The organism is Streptomyces sp. NBC_00663 (assembly GCF_036226885.1).
Taxonomy (GTDB): Bacteria; Actinomycetota; Actinomycetes; order Streptomycetales; family Streptomycetaceae; genus Streptomyces.
On the sequence record NZ_CP109027.1, the window covers coordinates 6,149,774 to 6,164,590 of the forward strand.

Annotated in this window: 10 protein-coding genes and 1 pseudogene; 7 read left to right on the forward strand and 4 right to left on the reverse strand. The window is 70.4% G+C overall.

Annotation, left to right across the window (positions count from 1 at the left end; all coding sequences use genetic code 11):
- The first annotated feature begins 47 nt into the window (after positions 1-47).
- Together speB and OG866_RS28145 are read left to right on the forward strand one after the other, a co-directional pair.
- Entirely contained in the window at positions 48-1,019 is a 972-nt protein-coding gene (gene speB / locus OG866_RS28140) for an agmatinase (protein WP_329338920.1), read from the forward strand.
- Positions 1,016-2,701, forward strand: a complete 1,686-nt coding sequence (locus OG866_RS28145) for a thiamine pyrophosphate-binding protein (RefSeq protein WP_329338921.1) — start codon at positions 1,016-1,018, stop codon at positions 2,699-2,701. The genes speB and OG866_RS28145 overlap by 4 nt, the downstream gene beginning before the upstream one ends.
- A gap of 68 nt (positions 2,702-2,769) precedes the next feature.
- Here OG866_RS28145 and OG866_RS28150 read toward each other — a convergent pair.
- Positions 2,770-3,135 (reverse strand): annotated as a pseudogene (locus OG866_RS28150) (ATP-binding protein); the annotation flags it as partial.
- Between the two features lie 183 nt (positions 3,136-3,318).
- Between OG866_RS28150 and OG866_RS28155 the strand changes: the two are divergent.
- Positions 3,319-4,077: a GntR family transcriptional regulator gene (locus tag OG866_RS28155; protein WP_329338922.1), complete on the forward strand. Its 759-nt coding sequence runs from the start codon at positions 3,319-3,321 to the stop codon at positions 4,075-4,077.
- Between the two features lie 4 nt (positions 4,078-4,081).
- Here OG866_RS28155 and OG866_RS28160 read toward each other — a convergent pair whose 3' ends face one another.
- The 3 genes from OG866_RS28160 to OG866_RS28170 all read right to left on the reverse strand — a co-directional run bounded on the left by OG866_RS28160 (position 4,082) and on the right by OG866_RS28170 (position 6,749).
- Positions 4,082-4,630, reverse strand: a complete 549-nt coding sequence (locus OG866_RS28160; RefSeq protein WP_329338923.1) for a hypothetical protein — start codon at positions 4,628-4,630, stop codon at positions 4,082-4,084.
- A 196-nt stretch (positions 4,631-4,826) separates the two neighbouring features.
- Positions 4,827-5,858 (reverse strand): esterase-like activity of phytase family protein, encoded by a 1,032-nt coding sequence (locus tag OG866_RS28165; RefSeq protein WP_329338924.1) that lies wholly within the window; start codon positions 5,856-5,858, stop codon positions 4,827-4,829.
- A gap of 48 nt (positions 5,859-5,906) precedes the next feature.
- On the reverse strand, positions 5,907-6,749 hold the full coding sequence (locus OG866_RS28170; RefSeq protein WP_329338926.1) for a serine hydrolase: 843 nt from the start codon (positions 6,747-6,749) through the stop codon (positions 5,907-5,909).
- A 39-nt stretch (positions 6,750-6,788) separates the two neighbouring features.
- On the opposite strand from OG866_RS28170, the gene OG866_RS28175 reads away from it, so the two are divergent.
- The 4 genes from OG866_RS28175 to OG866_RS28190 all read left to right on the forward strand — a co-directional run bounded on the left by OG866_RS28175 (position 6,789) and on the right by OG866_RS28190 (position 14,775).
- Positions 6,789-7,478 (forward strand): ankyrin repeat domain-containing protein, encoded by a 690-nt coding sequence (locus OG866_RS28175; protein WP_329338927.1) that lies wholly within the window; start codon positions 6,789-6,791, stop codon positions 7,476-7,478.
- A gap of 139 nt (positions 7,479-7,617) precedes the next feature.
- Positions 7,618-9,867, forward strand: coding sequence for a glycosyltransferase family 39 protein (locus OG866_RS28180; RefSeq protein WP_329338928.1), 2,250 nt, complete (start codon positions 7,618-7,620; stop codon positions 9,865-9,867).
- A 217-nt stretch (positions 9,868-10,084) separates the two neighbouring features.
- Positions 10,085-10,888 (forward strand): endonuclease I family protein, encoded by an 804-nt coding sequence (locus tag OG866_RS28185; RefSeq protein WP_329344336.1) that lies wholly within the window; start codon positions 10,085-10,087, stop codon positions 10,886-10,888.
- Between the two features lie 185 nt (positions 10,889-11,073).
- On the forward strand, positions 11,074-14,775 hold the full coding sequence (locus tag OG866_RS28190) for an ABC transporter ATP-binding protein (RefSeq protein ID WP_443063574.1): 3,702 nt from the start codon (positions 11,074-11,076) through the stop codon (positions 14,773-14,775).
- Positions 14,776-14,817 lie beyond the last annotated feature (42 nt).

Consider the following 14,817-nt stretch of genomic DNA (forward strand, 5'->3'; position numbering starts at 1 on the left):
CATATCACTCCATGCGCGATGAAGCGTAGGAAAGAAGGCATTACCTCATGAGCAGCAACGAGACGCCCCGCGGCCCCGTCGACTCCTCCCGCATCCCGCGGTACGCCGGCCCCGCGACCTTCGCCCGGCTGCCCCGCCTCGACGAGGTCGGCCGCGCCGACGTCGCCGTGGTGGGCGTGCCGTTCGACTCGGGCGTCTCGTACCGGCCGGGCGCCCGCTTCGGCGGCAACGCGATCCGCGAGGCGTCCCGGCTGCTGCGCCCGTACAACCCCGCGCAGGACGCGTCCCCCTTCGCCCTCGCCCAGGTCGCGGACGGAGGGGACATCGCGGTCAACCCGTTCAACATCAACGAGGCCGTGGAGACGATCGAGGCGGCGGCCGACGACCTACTGGGGACGGGGGCGCGGCTGATGACGCTCGGCGGCGACCACACCATCGCGCTGCCCCTGTTGCGGTCCGTCGCCAAGAAGCACGGCCCGGTGGCCCTGCTCCACTTCGACGCCCACCTCGACACCTGGGACACCTACTTCGGTGCCGAGTACACGCACGGCACCCCGTTCCGCCGCGCGGTCGAGGAGGGCATCCTCGACACCTCCGCCCTCTCCCACGTCGGCACGCGCGGCCCGCTGTACGGCAAGCAGGACCTCACCGACGACGAGAAGCTGGGCTTCGGCATCGTGACGTCGGCGGACGTCATGCGGCGAGGCGTGGACGAGATCGCCGACCAGCTGCGCGGGCGCATCGGCGACCGTCCCCTCTACATCTCCATCGACATCGACTGCCTCGACCCGGCCCACGCGCCCGGCACGGGCACGCCGGAGGCGGGCGGCATGACGTCGAGGGAGCTCCTGGAGATCCTCCGGGGGTTGGCTGGGTGTCACCTGGTCTCGGCGGACGTCGTCGAGGTGGCCCCCGCGTACGATCACGCGGAGATCACGTCGGTGGCCGCGTCCCACACGGCGTACGAACTGACCACGATCATGTCCCGCCAGATCGCCCAGGAGAAGGCAGCGAAGTGACCCACGACCACGACCTGGTGCTCCGCCCGACGGAGGCGCAGACCGCCGCCGCCCTGAACCCGCCCGCCGGCCGGAACGGCGGAGACCTGGTCGTGGAGACACTGGCCGCGCTCGGCACGACGACGGTCTTCGGGCTGCCGGGCCAGCACGCGCTCGGCATGTTCGACGCGCTGCGGCGCAGCGATCTGCGGTACGTGGGCCTGCGCGTGGAGAACAACGCCGGGTTCGCGGCGGACGCGTACGGCCGTATCACGGGCGAGGCGGCCCCGCTGCTGCTGTCGACGGGCCCGGGTGCGCTGACGTCGCTGGCCGCGCTCCAGGAGGCGGCGGCGGCCTCGGCCCCGGTGCTGGCGATCAGCAGCCAGATCCCGACGGCGGGCCTGGGGGGCGGCCGGCACGGCTACCTCCATGAACTCCCCGACCAGTCCGCTTCCTTCCGAGGCGTGGTGAAGTCGGTCCACACCGTGCGCACCCAGTCCCAGATCCCGTCCGCGATCGAGGCGGCCTGGAAGTCGGCGCTGACCGCCCCGCACGGCCCGGTGTGGGTGGAGATCCCGCAGGACGTGCTGCTGGCTCCGACCCTGATCCCCGTGGTGACGGGCGGCGACGCGTTCCCGGAAGAACTGCCCCCGCGCGTCGAACTGACGGCGGCGGCAGCGGACTTGCTGTCGAAGGCGGCCCGTCCGGCGATCATCGCGGGCGGGGGAGTCGTACGCTCGGACGCCTCGCGCAAGCTGCGTCAGCTGGCGGAGCTGCTCCAGGCCCCGGTCGTGACGACGCCGGGCGGCAAGGGGGCGTTCCCCTGGCGCCACCCCCTGTCCCTCCAGTCCTGGATCGAGGACCGGTACGTCACGGACTTCCTGGAGGACGCGGACGTACTGCTGGTGGTGGGTTCGGGACTGGGTGAACTGTCGTCGAACTACCACACGTTCAAGCCCCGCGGCCGGGTCATCCAGATCGAGGCCGACCTCGGCAAGCTGGAGTCGAACCACCCGGCGCTGGGCATTCACGCGGACGCGCGGTTGGCGTTGCAGGCGCTGCTGGAGACGGTGGAGGAGCGCGAGGACGTCCACGCGGCGGAACGGGTGGGAGAGGTGCTGGGCCGGGTGGCCGCCCGTATCGCCGCCCAGGAACTCACCCTGGAGCAGGACGTGTTGGCGTCGGTGCGCAAGGCACTCCCCGCCGACTCCCCGTCCTTCTGGGACATGACGATCCTCGCGTATTGGGCCTGGTCCGCCTTCGACGCCAAGGGCCCCAACCTCCTCCACTCCGCCCAGGGCGCCGGCGGCCTCGGCTACGGATTCCCGGCGGCGCTGGGCGCGGCGGTGGCCGACGGTTCGCGTCCGGTGCTGGCGGTGTCGGGGGACGGCGGTGCGCTGTATTCGATTGCCGAGCTCGCGACCGCTCGCCAGTACGACCTGAACGTGACGTGGCTGATCGTCGACGACGGCGGCTACGGCATCCTGCGCGAGTACATGACGGACGCGTTCGGCGAGGCCACGGCGACCGAACTGACCCGCCCGGACTATGTGGCGCTGGCGGAGTCCTTCGGGGTGCCGGGGGTGCGGACGACGCCGGAGGAGCTGGAGGCGGACCTGGCGAAGGCGTTGGGGGAGCCTGGGCCTTCGGTGGTGGTGCTTCCGGCGGTGCTGCGGATGTTCGCGCCTACGCATCTGGGCTGAGCGGGAAGCGGGATCTCCGCCCAGGTCGCTTTCCCGATGCCGTGCAGGCGGGGGCAGCAGCCCCAACGCGCGGCAAGGGCACTGATGATGGCCAGGCCGCGCCCCTGTTCGTCGTCGGCCTTGGCCCGCCGCCGCTCCGGGCGAGCGTTGTTGGCGTCAGCGACTTCCACGCGCAGGCGGCCGTCGTACTGGGCGACGCGTACGCCGATCTGGCGGCCGGTGGGGGTGCGGGCGTGCCGAATGGCGTTGCTCATGAGCTCGGACAGCAGGAGTTCCGCGGTGTCGGCGATGTCGTCGTCGATGTTCCAGTCGGTGAGCTGTGCACGCAGGAGTGCTCGCGCGCGACCTGCGCTGCGGGGGCCGTGGGATAACCGCCATTGCGTTTCCGGCATGGCGGGGGTTGCGGGCGGTGAGGGTGCGGTGTGGGCTGGCATGAAGACCTCCGAAGCGCTGGGTAACACTTCACATCTCTAGAGATGAAGTGAAGCGCTCGATTTCGACTCAGGCAATACATCTCTAGAGATGTGCCCGAAATTGCCCGGAGGGGGCGTCCTTCTGCTGCGGGCGAGTGACCTCTGGTGCCTAGGATGTCTAGAGATGATCGAAGGAGGGCTTGGATGAACAGCCGGGAGGCGGGGCGGCAGCCCAAGTACCAGCGCATCGCCGCGGAGTTGCGGGCGGCTGTCGAGGCCGGCGAGTACGGGCCGGGGGCGCGGCTCCCTGGCGAGAACGACCTCATGGCGAAGTACGAGGTGGCTCGTATGACGGCCCGGCAGGCGCTCGGCGTCCTCCAGGCCGAGGGCATCGTGGAGGCGCGCAAAGGTGCCGGGGTGTTCGTCCGGGACTTCAGGCCCATCCGGCGACGGGGCATCGAGCGCCTGGCGTCTGCCGGTTGGGGTGAGGGCCGTTCCATCTGGACGGCGGACTCCGAAGGGCGTGAGCTCGCGGTCGACTGCGTCGAGGTGGCCGAGGAAGATGTTCCGTCGGTGATCGCCGGAGTCCTGGAGCTGGAGGAAGGGTCCCGGGTCTGCGTCCGGCGCCGTCGCTACACCCTCGACGACAAGCCCGTACTGCTCGCCACCTCCTACCTCCCCGCCGACCTCGCCTCCGACACTCCGATCGCACAGCCTGACACCGGCCCCGGCGGCATCTACGCCCGGCTCGCCGAACTGGGCCGTGGTCCGGTCCGCTTCCGCGAGGAGATCCGTTCCCGTATGCCGAACACGGACGAGGCGGACCGACTGTCACTGCCGTCAGGGGTGCCGGTGATGCTCGTCGCGCGCACGGCTTACGACGCCGAGGGCGTCGCCGTCGAGGTGAACGAGATGGTGTTGGACTCTTCCGCGTACGTGCTGGAGTACGGCTTCGAGGCCTGAGGCCTCAGCGGATGTCCCATTCGTCGGTCGGCACGCAGTCATGCAGCGTGTAGGCCCAGTCCTGGAACGGCCCGACGAAGAACGCCCGGGTCAGGAGGATGTCGTCGGCGCGCTGCGCACGCGCCATGACTCCGAGTTCGTCCGAAACCGCGTCACCCTCTACGGAGAAGGTGCGCGTCAGGCCGAGGGATTCCGCGTAGTCGTGCAATTGATCCGCCAGAGTGGAGGGCGCTCGGCCGATCAATTGCACCTCGCCGATCGAGACCTGCGGACCGCAGAGGGCGTCCACGGCGACGCAGGCCAACTCGCCCGACTTTCTGTAGTACGCCGTTACAGCGGTGACGTACTGCGGTGCGTCGTCGGGCCGGAAGTGGGTCCGACGGGCCAGAGCGCCATGCGACCGGGACATCGGGCGGTCGGCGCCTGAGAAGCCCTGTGCCTTCATTGCACTGGCCGCTTCATCGTGACTCATGCCGTAGTGCAGCGGGCCCACGTGCTCGAAGGGGACGTATCCCCACTGCAACCGATCGGTTTCGTCTGTGACGGACCACATGCGCAAATTCCTCCTTCAGGGCAAGGAGAGGCTAAGCGATGTGTCCGAACGAGGTGACGGTGACCAGCGCCAGCAAGTCCCGGGCCTCGGCGCTAAGTTGTGCCCATGGCGACCCGAGGCCCCGGCAGAACCGCCCGATGGGCGAAGGCCCTTGCGGTGTTCGTGTTTCTTGTGCCGCTGCCCCTGGTGATCTGGTTCATGGCGTCGTACCCGGGGTCCTGACGCTCAGCGAGTAGAACCGCGTCGTCTGCACCGCGTTCTGGTTGTCGTCGCTGACGAGGAGGACCTTCCAGGCGCCCTTCGCGTGGCCCGTGACCGTCATGCCCTCGATGTTGTCGAGGAGCGGGTTCGGCTGGGGCTGCTTGGCGGTGGCGCCGAGGGTGGGGCAGGAGGCGATGTCCGCGAGGAGGGTCTTGCCGATCAGGCGTACGCCGTCCTGGCCGGTGAGGTTGTCCACCCCGCTGGTGTCCGTGGCGTGCCGCGGGTCGGCCAGGTAGAGGCGGACCGCGTTGCCGACGCCGGACGTGAAGCCGCGCTCCAGGACGAGGAGGCGGCCGTCGGGGAGGGACTGGACCTCGGGGACGCCGAGGCCGGGGTCGGGCTGGTAGGCGTACTGGTGGGAGAGGGTGAAGTTCGCGCCGGCGCGCCGCCAGGTCTGGAAGCGGACCGCGCCCGAGGTGTCACCGGACAGGGCGTACTCCATCGACGCCAGCAGGGACCGGCCCCCGCGGAACCAAGTCAGCCCCTCGAACGTGCCGTTGGAGACCGCCCGCCCCGCCGGTGCCACCCGCAGCGCGTCCGGCACCGGCAGGCGGTCGAGGATGTGGCCGTCCGCGCTGTACCGGCGTACGGACGGCTCCGTCTCCGACGTCACCAGCCGCGTGCCGTCCCCGTCGATGACCAGGCCCTCGGAGTCGAGGGCGGCGCCGCTCTCGTCGGCCAGTGCCACCGCACCCCGCGGGGCGAGGGTCCTCGGGTCCAGGGAGAACAGCGACGACCGGTCGGAGAGCGCCGCGAGCGAGCCGTCCCGGTCCACCGCCAGCGCGGAGAAGTTGCCGACGAAGGTCCCGTCGTACGACGTCTTGTCGAGCGCGTCCGAGAAGCGGTCGATGGACACGGACGGTGAACAGGCGTGGGCTGTCCGGGCGTTGGCCGGACCGGCGGCGGACAGACAGGTGGCCGCCGTCAGGGCCGCGGTCGTGGTCGCGAGTACGGTTCTCATGCGCATGGCCGTCACCGTAGGAGCAGTTGGTGACGGGCGGGAGACCCACAGGGGTCAACTGGCCGCCAGATCCTTGTGGATCACCTTCGCCACGCCCTGGATGGTCGTGATGCCGTAGTTCATGGTGCTGTTGCCGTGCGTGAGCACCGTGATCATGTAGTCGTGGCCGCCGCCCTTGAAGGTGCCGACGCTGTGGACGCGCCAGCCGTGCGTGGAGCGTTGCAGCCAGCCGTTCTTGACGTGCACGAGGACGCCGGACGGCGCGCCGTACGGAGTGCCCCAGCGCTGCGAGGAGATGACCTGGCCCATCAACTTCCGGATGTACGTACGGGAGTTGTCGCTCAGGACGGTGTTCGACGCGGTGATCAGCTTGAGCAGCTTCTGCTCGTCGGTGACGGTGATCTGGGTCAGGCCCCAGTAGCCGTCGGCGCCGGGCTTGGTCTGGGTCATGCCGGCCGCGGTGAGGAAGCCCTTGATCTTCGTCAGGCCCAACTGCTTCCACAGGGTGCTGGTGGCGGCGTTGTCCGACTTGGTGATCATGGCCTTGGCGAGGGTCGTCTCGCGGTCGGTGAGGTACCGGTCGTGCTTCTTCGCGTCCCACAGCAGCGTGGCGAGGACGGTGACCTTGACGACGCTCGCGGAGTCGTAGGCCGTCGAAGGGCGCAGTGTGCAGGTCGTCTTGGTGCTGCGGTCGTAGAGGCCGACGGCGATCGTGCCCTTACGGTTGGCGAGCGCCGAGGTGATGTCCCGCTTCAGCTTGTCGGCGAGGCCGGCCTTCGCGGACGTACAGCTGACGGTCGGTGTCGTGGCGGCGGTGGCGGGTGTGGCGGCGGCCACGCACGCGACGAGCGCGCCCCCTGCCACCCATCTGGCGCGTCTGGATATGCCGTGAGTCATGCCCTCTTGACTCACGGACGGGAGTGAAAGGTTGCATGCGTGTTCGAAGATGATGTGGCGCACTGGGACGGCACCACCCGCCCCGACTCGCTCAAGGACCACTACGTGACCGAGCGGCACCGCCTCGCCGACGCCGCCCGGGACGGTGACTGGGCCACCGTCTTCCGCGTCCTGGACGAGGTCCGCGCCAAGGTCAACGCCCACTGGGTCAACTGCACACGCCTCGGCGGCCCCAGCGGCTACACCCCCCTCCACCAGGCCGCCTGGCACGGCGCCCCCGCCGATGTCGTCCAGCGCCTCCTCGCCCTCGGCGCCTGGCGCACCCTGCGCACGAGCGACGGCAGCCGCGCGACCGACCTCGCCGACCGGCGCGGCCACCGCGACCTCGCCGTACTCCTGCGTCCGGAGATCAGGCATCCGCTGCCGTACGACGAACTCGGCGCCCTGCGCCGGAACCTGCACCGGCTGATCCGGCACCGGGCGCCGGAGAAGGACGGCACCGACCTGGCCACCGGGCAGGGGCTGCGGCTGCCGGAGGTCGAGGTGCTGACCGAACTCGTCCGTCCCGCCTGCTGGTTCCCCGTGCCGGGCATGTACGGGGGTTTCCTCGTCGAGCTGAGCGGGCGCGAGCTGAAGGTGGACAGCTGGATACGGGTCGTCGGCGGCTCGGAACGGACGGACCGGGTGACGGCGGACGGGGTGCACCTTCAGGAGGGCGGGCAGCTTTGAGGTGCGTCTGGCTGCTCTGAGGTGCGTCGGCTGCTTTGAGGCGCGTATTGGGGAGCCGTTACCTGCCCCTTGGTGAATTCACAGGCAGGGGCCAGGTACGGCACAGCGCACGCTCACCCCGGGCTCGCACCATGCTCGGGTGACATCTGCCACCGATCCACACCCCCACACCGAGTCCGAGGCCACGGCCGTCTCTCCCGACTGGCCGCCGCCGGCCCCACCCACGGAGATCCCGGACAAGGCCCCGCGCTGGTCGCTGCCCGTGCTGCTCGCGATCCTGGTCCTGGCGGGCGTCCTGTACGCCTGGAACCTGTCCGGGAGCGGCCTGAACAGCTTCTACAGTTCGGCGATCTACAGCGGCACGCAGAGCTGGAAGGCGTGGTTCTTCGGCTCGCTCGACGCGGGCAACTTCATCACCGTCGACAAGCCGCCGTTCGCGCTGATGATCATGGGCCTGTCGTGCCGGATCTTCGGCTTCGGCACCTGGCAGATGATGGCGCCCGAGGTCGCCGCCGCGCTCGGCACGATCTGGATCCTGCACGGCTCCGTGAAGCGGGTCTTCGGGCACGCGGCGGCCGCGATCGCCGCGCTGGTCCTCGCGCTCACCCCGATCACGGTCGCGATCAACCGCGACAACAACCCCGACACCATCCTGGTCCTGCTCATGGTCGGCGGCGCGGCCCTCGCGCTGCGCGCGGTGCGCACCGACAGACTCCTGCCGCTCATCGGCTCCGCGGTCCTGTTCGGGCTCGCCTTCAACACCAAGATGCTCCAGGGCTACATCGCCCTGCCCGCCGTCTTCGCCGTGTACGTGTACGCATCGAAGCTCGGCTGGAAGAAGAAGGCCGTCAACCTGGCCCTGGCCGCGGTCGCGCTGGCCGTCGCCAGCTTCTGGTGGGCCGCCGCCGTCTCCCTGGTCCCGGCCGACGACCGGCCGTACATCGGCGGTTCGACCGACGGCTCCGCCTGGGACCTGATCATGGGCTACAACGGCCTGGGCCGGGTCCTCGGCGGCGAGGGCAACGGCGGGGGCGGCGGAGGCGGCGGAGGCGGCACCTTCGCCGGCACCGCGGGCATCGGCCGGATGTTCAACGACGTCCTCGGCGGCCAGATCTCCTGGCTGATCCCCTTCGCCTTCCTCGCGCTCGTCGCCGGCCTGGTGCTCCGCGGGCGGGCCCCGCGCACCGACATGACGCGGGCCGCGCTCGTCCTGTGGGGCGGCTGGCTGGTGCTGCACTACCTGACCTTCGCGATGGCCGAGGGCACCATGCACCCGTACTACACGACCGCGCTCGCCCCCGGCATCGCGGCGCTGTGCGGTGGCGGCGGTGTGCTGCTGTGGCGCGCCTTCCGCGGCGGGGACGCCCGCTGGTCGTGGGTGCTGCCCGCGGGCCTGGTGGTCACCGGGGTCTGGGCGATCGTGCTGCTGCGCCGGGCCACCGGCTGGAACACCTGGCTGTGGCCGGCCGTCGGCGTGGTCATGGCGCTCGCCGTCATCGGCCTGTTCGTCTTCCGTACGGCGGGTTCCGGGACCAGGGCACGGCTGCTGGCCGTGTCCGTGGCCGCCGCGGTCGTGGCGGGCCTCGCCGGTCCCACGGCGTACGCCGCCTCGCCGGCCTTCGCCTCCGCCACCGGCGGCATGGGCGGCACCAACCCCACCGCGGGCCCCTCGACCGGCAACGGCATGGGCGGTCCCGGCGGCCGGGGCGGCTTCGGCGGCGACGGAGGTGGCCCCGGCGGTCAGCAGAACGGCACCCAGCAGGGCGGCCAGGCGGGCGGGGAGTTGCCCGGCGGCGGCAACGGCCAGATGCAGCCGGGCGGCGGCGACGGTGAGCTTCCGCAGGGCGGGGGCGCGCCGAGCGGCGGCACGAACGGGGAGTTCCCGGGCGGCGGTACGGCTCCCGGCGGCAACGGCGGTACGGGCGGCGCCCCCAGCGGCGGCTTCGGCGGCGGTGGCGGCATGGGCGGCAGCGTCGACAGCGAGCTGATCGCGTACCTGGAGAAGCACCAGGACGGCGCGAAGTGGCTGCTCGCGGTCTCCAACTCGCAGAGCGCCGGCCAGCTGATCCTGAGCACCCACCAGCCCGTCATCTCCATGTGGGGCTTCACCGGCTCCGACCAGGCGATGACCCTGGCCAAGCTCAAGGAGCTGGTGAAGAAGGGCGAGTTGCACTACATCCAGCTCGGCGGTGGTGGCATGGGTGGCAACAGCAGCCTCAACCAGGAGATCACCAGCTGGGTGCAGAAGAACGGCACGGCGGTGAAGGCGAGCGAGTACAGCTCCAGTTCGACGTCGGACTCCGGTTCATCGAGTTCTTCCGACTCATCGAGTTCCTCCGGTTCGTCCAGCTCCTCGATCTACCGCCTGGACGCTTCGGACGTCAGCTGACGATCCCGTCGATCCCGTAGGTTTCATCGATCCCGGCCCAACGGCCCCCGACCATCCGGTCGGGGGCCGTTTTGTCATGTCAACTCGCGTAGACAACGCCCGAATTGCCGTTTCAGGTCACCCAATGGACACGCGGATTCCATTTACACGGCTGCATGTCCATGCCACTCTCTCGCTTGCCGCCTCCATTCAACCCGCGTAGATGGGACCCCCGCTTATGCTGGCGACACGCATACGCCGCTGGAAGACGGTGGCTCTGACCACCGCCGCAGTCATGGCCGGCCTCACCGCTCCGGTGGTGACCGCGAGCCCGGCCGCCGCCACGACGACCGCGTACGACTCGACGTACTACAAGAACGCGATCGGCAAGACCGGCACGAGCCTGAAGTCGTCCCTGCACACGATCATCAGCAGCCAGTCGAAGATCTCGTACTCCGCGGTGTGGGACGCGCTCAAGGTCACCGACCAGGACCCGAACAACACCAGCAACGTGCTGCTGCTGTACAGCGGTGTCTCGCGCAGCAAGTCCCTCAACGGCGGTGACGTCGGCGACTGGAACCGCGAGCACACCTGGGCCAAGTCGCACGGCGACTTCGGCGAGGTCACCGGTCCGGGCACCGACCTGCACCATCTGCGCGCGTGCGACGTCCAGGTCAACAGCACCCGGGGCAACCTGGACTTCGACAACGGCGGCAGCGCGGTCACCAACGGCGGCGGCAGCACCGTCGACTCCGACTCCTTCGCGCCGCGCGCCGCGGACAGGGGCGACGTGGCCCGCATGATCCTCTACATGGCCGTGCGCTACGAGGGTGACGACGGCTTCGCCGACCTGGAGCCGAACGAGAAGGTCGGCAACGGCTCCAACCCGTACATGGGCAAGCTCGCCGTGCTCAAGGCCTGGAACGAGGCGGACCCGCCGAGCGCCTTCGAGGAGCGCCGCAACCAGGTCATCTACGACACCTACCAGCACAACCGCAACCCGTTCATCGACCACCCGGAGTGGGTCGAGGCGATCTGGTAGTCCACAGCCGCCGACAGGCAGCAGTACCGAACCCCCTGTGCCACGGCGCCGGGGGGTTCGGTCGCTCACGCACAGTGACCGCTCACGCACAGTGACCGGGCTCTCCGAAATATTGCGGCGGGATGAAATCCCGTCCCCTCCGTGTTGTGCCCTTCCGGCACACCAGCAGAGTGGAGGACGGGCACGTGAGACAGCGGGGATGGGCACGGCGGCTGGCCGGATACGCCTGGCGGTATCCGAAGGACGTCGTCCTGGCCCTGGGGTCCAGCCTCGCCGGCATGGCCGTCATGGCTCTCGTCCCGCTGATCACGAAGGTGATCATCGACGATGTCATCGGTGATCACAGCCGGGACATGGCCCCTTGGGCGGGACTTCTCATCGGCTCCGCCGTATTCGTCTACGTCCTCACCTACATCCGCCGCTACTACGGCGGCCGTCTCGCCCTCGACGTCCAGCACGACCTGCGGACCGAGATGTACGGGACGATCACGCGGCTGGACGGGCGGCGGCAGGACGAGCTGTCGACCGGGCAGGTGGTGGGGCGGGCCACCAGCGACCTCCAGCTGATCCAGGGTCTGCTCTTCATGCTGCCGATGACCATCGGCAACTTCGCCCTGTTCCTGATCTCGCTGGTCGTCATGGCCTGGCTGTCCATCCCGCTGACCCTCGTCGCCCTCGCGGTCGCGCCCGCCCTCGCCTGGATCGCGAAGCGTTCCCGCAGCAAGCTGCACCCGGCCACCTGGTACGCCCAGGCCCAGGCCGCCGCCGTCGCCGGTGTGGTCGACGGCGCGGTGGGCGGCGTACGCGTGGTCAAGGGGTTCGGGCAGGAGGAGCAGGAGACCGGGAAGCTCCGGGAGGTCGGGCGGCGGCTCTTCGCGGGGCGGCTGCGGACCATCCGGTTCAACTCCAAGTACACCCCGGCGCTACAGGCCGTACCGGCGCTCGGGCAGGTCGCCATGCTGGCGCTGGGCGGCTGGCTCGCCGTGCGCGGGCACATCACCCTCGGTACGTTCGTCGCCTTCTCCACCTACCTCGCCCAGCTCGTCGGGCCGGTGCGCATGCTCGCCATGGTCCTCACCGTGGCCCAGCAGGCACGGGCGGGTACGGAGAGGGTCCTGGAGCTGATCGACACCGAGCCGTCGATGAAGGACGGGCCCAAGGAGCTGCCCGCCGACGCCCCGGCCACCGTCGAGTTCGACGACGTGTCCTTCGGCTACGAGGACGGCCGCCCGGTTCTCGACGGCCTCTCCTTCGAGATCCGGCCCGGTGAGACCCTCGCCGTCGTCGGCTCCTCCGGCTCCGGCAAGTCCACCGTCTCCCTGCTCCTCCCGCGCTTCTACGACGTCACCCACGGCGCCGTCCTCGTCGGCGGCCACGACGTCCGTGAGCTGACCCTCGACTCGCTGCGGGCCGCCATCGGGCTCGTCCCCGAGGACTCCTTCCTCTTCTCGGACACCGTGCGCAACAACATCGCGTACGGCCGTCCCGAGGCGACCCAGGAGCAGATAGAGACCGCCGCGCGCGCCGCCCAGGCGGACCGTTTCATCAGTGAGCTGCCCGAGGGCTACGACACCAAGGTCGGCGAACACGGCCTCACCCTGTCCGGCGGCCAGCGCCAGCGCGTCGCGCTCGCCCGCGCCATCCTCACCGACCCCCGCCTCCTTGTCCTCGACGACGCCACCTCCGCCGTGGACGCCCGGGTCGAGCACGAGATCCACGAGGCGCTGAAGCAGGTCATGGAGGGCCGGACGACGCTGCTCATCGCGCACCGGCGCTCCACCCTCAACCTCGCCGACCGCATCGCCGTCCTCGACCAGGGCCGGCTCGCCGACATCGGCACCCACGCCGAGCTGGAGAAGCGGTCCGCCCTCTACCGGCGCCTGCTCACCGACCCCGACGAGCTCGGCGGCGTCTCACCCGGCCACGCCCAGCCCCTCGTCCCGGCCGAGGACACCTCCGTACGCGACGAACTGGACGCCGAGTTCGACGCCGAGCGCGGAGTCACCCCGCGGCTGTGGACCGGCGACCGGGAGCGGAAGGACGCCGCGCTCTCCGGCACCCCGGCCACGCCCGAGCTGCTCGCCCAGGTGGAGGCGCTGCCCCCGGCGACCGACACCCCGGACATCGACGAGGCGCGGGCGGTCACGCCCGAGGAGTCGTACGGCCTGCGCAGGCTGCTCGGCGGGTTCGGTGCCCCGCTGCTCATCAGCCTCGGGCTCGTCGCCGTGGACGCCGGCATGGGGCTGCTGCTGCCGATCCTGATCCGGCACGGCATCGACAGCGGTGTCGGCGAGATGGCCGTCGGGGCGGTCTGGGCGGCCTCGCTGCTCGGGCTGCTCACCGTCGCCGTGCAGTGGGCGGCGCAGGTCGGTGAGACGCGGATGACCGGGCGGACCGGTGAGCGGGTGCTGTACTCGCTGCGGCTCAAGATCTTCGCGCAGCTCCAGCGGCTCGGACTCGACTACTACGAGCGCGAGTTGACCGGCCGGATCATGACGCGCATGACCACGGACGTCGACGCGCTCTCGACCTTCCTCCAGACCGGGCTGGTCACCGCGTTCGTCTCCGTCGTCACCTTCTTCGGCATCATGGTCGCTCTGCTGGTGCTCGACGTACAGCTGGCCCTGGTCGTCTTCGTGACGCTGCCGCCGCTGATCGTCGCCACGTACTTCTTCCGCCGGGCGAGCGTGAAGGCGTACGAACTCGCCCGTGAGCGCGTGTCGGTGGTCAACGCCGACCTTCAGGAGTCCGTCGCCGGGCTCAGGATCGTGCAGGCCTTCCGGCGCGAGCGGGACGGCGGGGCGCGGTTCGCGGAGCGCAGCGACAGCTACCGGCAGGCCCGTATCCGGGGGCAGTGGCTGATCTCGGTCTACTTCCCGTTCGTGCAGCTGCTGTCGTCGGTCGCCGCCGCGGCCGTCCTCATCGCGGGCGCCGGGCGGATCGACGAAGCGACCCTCACCACCGGTGCGCTGGTGGCGTATCTGCTCTACATCGACCTGTTCTTCGCGCCCGTGCAGCAGCTCTCCCAGGTCTTCGACGGCTACCAGCAGGCCACCGTCTCCCTCGGCCGCATCCAGGAACTGCTCCAGGAGCCGACCTCGACGAAGGCGGCGAAGGAGCCGCTGGAGGTGCTGTCCCTGCGGGGCGAAGTCGCCTTCGAGGGCGTCCACTTCGCATACGGAGACGACGAGGAGGCCATCGGCGGGATCGACCTGCGCATCCCCGCCGGGCAGACCGTCGCGTTCGTCGGCGAGACCGGCGCCGGAAAGTCGACCGTGGTGAAGCTGGTGGCGCGGTTCTACGACCCGACCGGCGGCCGGGTCACGGTCGACGGCACGGATCTGCGGGCCCTCGACCTCACCTCGTACCGGCACCGGCTCGGTGTCGTCCCGCAGGAGGCGTACCTCTTCCAGGGCACCGTCCGCGACGCCATCGCCTACGGCCGCCCCGAGGCCACCGACGCCGAGGTGGAGGCGGCGGCCCGCGCGGTCGGCGCGCACGAGATGATCGCCACGCTCGACGGCGGCTACCTCCACGAGGTCGCCGAACGAGGCCGCAACCTCTCGGCCGGCCAGCGCCAGCTGATCGCGCTGGCCCGCGCGGAACTCGTCGACCCCGACATCCTGCTCCTCGACGAGGCGACGGCCGCCCTCGACCTGGCCACCGAGGCCCAGGTCAACCAGGCCACCGACCGCCTCGCGGGCCGCCGCACCACCCTCGTGGTCGCCCACCGTCTGACCACGGCGGCACGGGCGGACCGGGTGGTGGTCATGGACCACGGACGGGTCGCCGAGGACGGGACGCATGACGAGCTACTCGCCCGCGACGGCCTCTACGCCGCGTTGTGGCGCACGTTCGTGGGGGAGGACGCCCCGGTGGTCGCGTGATGGCCTGATCCCGTGACGGTCGTGCAACCATCCGACATACGT

Bases quoted from the DNA above. Each gene is read 5' to 3' on its own strand.
- OG866_RS28185 (WP_329344336.1), top strand. From the start codon at position 10,085: ATGCTGGCGACACGCATACGCCGCTGGAAGACGGTGGCTCTGACCACC.
- OG866_RS28170 (WP_329338926.1), bottom strand. From the start codon at position 6,749: ATGACTCACGGCATATCCAGACGCGCCAGATGGGTGGCAGGGGGCGCG.
- speB (WP_329338920.1), top strand. From the start codon at position 48: ATGAGCAGCAACGAGACGCCCCGCGGCCCCGTCGACTCCTCCCGCATC.
- OG866_RS28160 (WP_329338923.1), bottom strand. From the start codon at position 4,630: ATGTGGTCCGTCACAGACGAAACCGATCGGTTGCAGTGGGGATACGTC.
- OG866_RS28165 (WP_329338924.1), bottom strand. From the start codon at position 5,858: ATGCGCATGAGAACCGTACTCGCGACCACGACCGCGGCCCTGACGGCG.
- OG866_RS28155 (WP_329338922.1), top strand. From the start codon at position 3,319: ATGAACAGCCGGGAGGCGGGGCGGCAGCCCAAGTACCAGCGCATCGCC.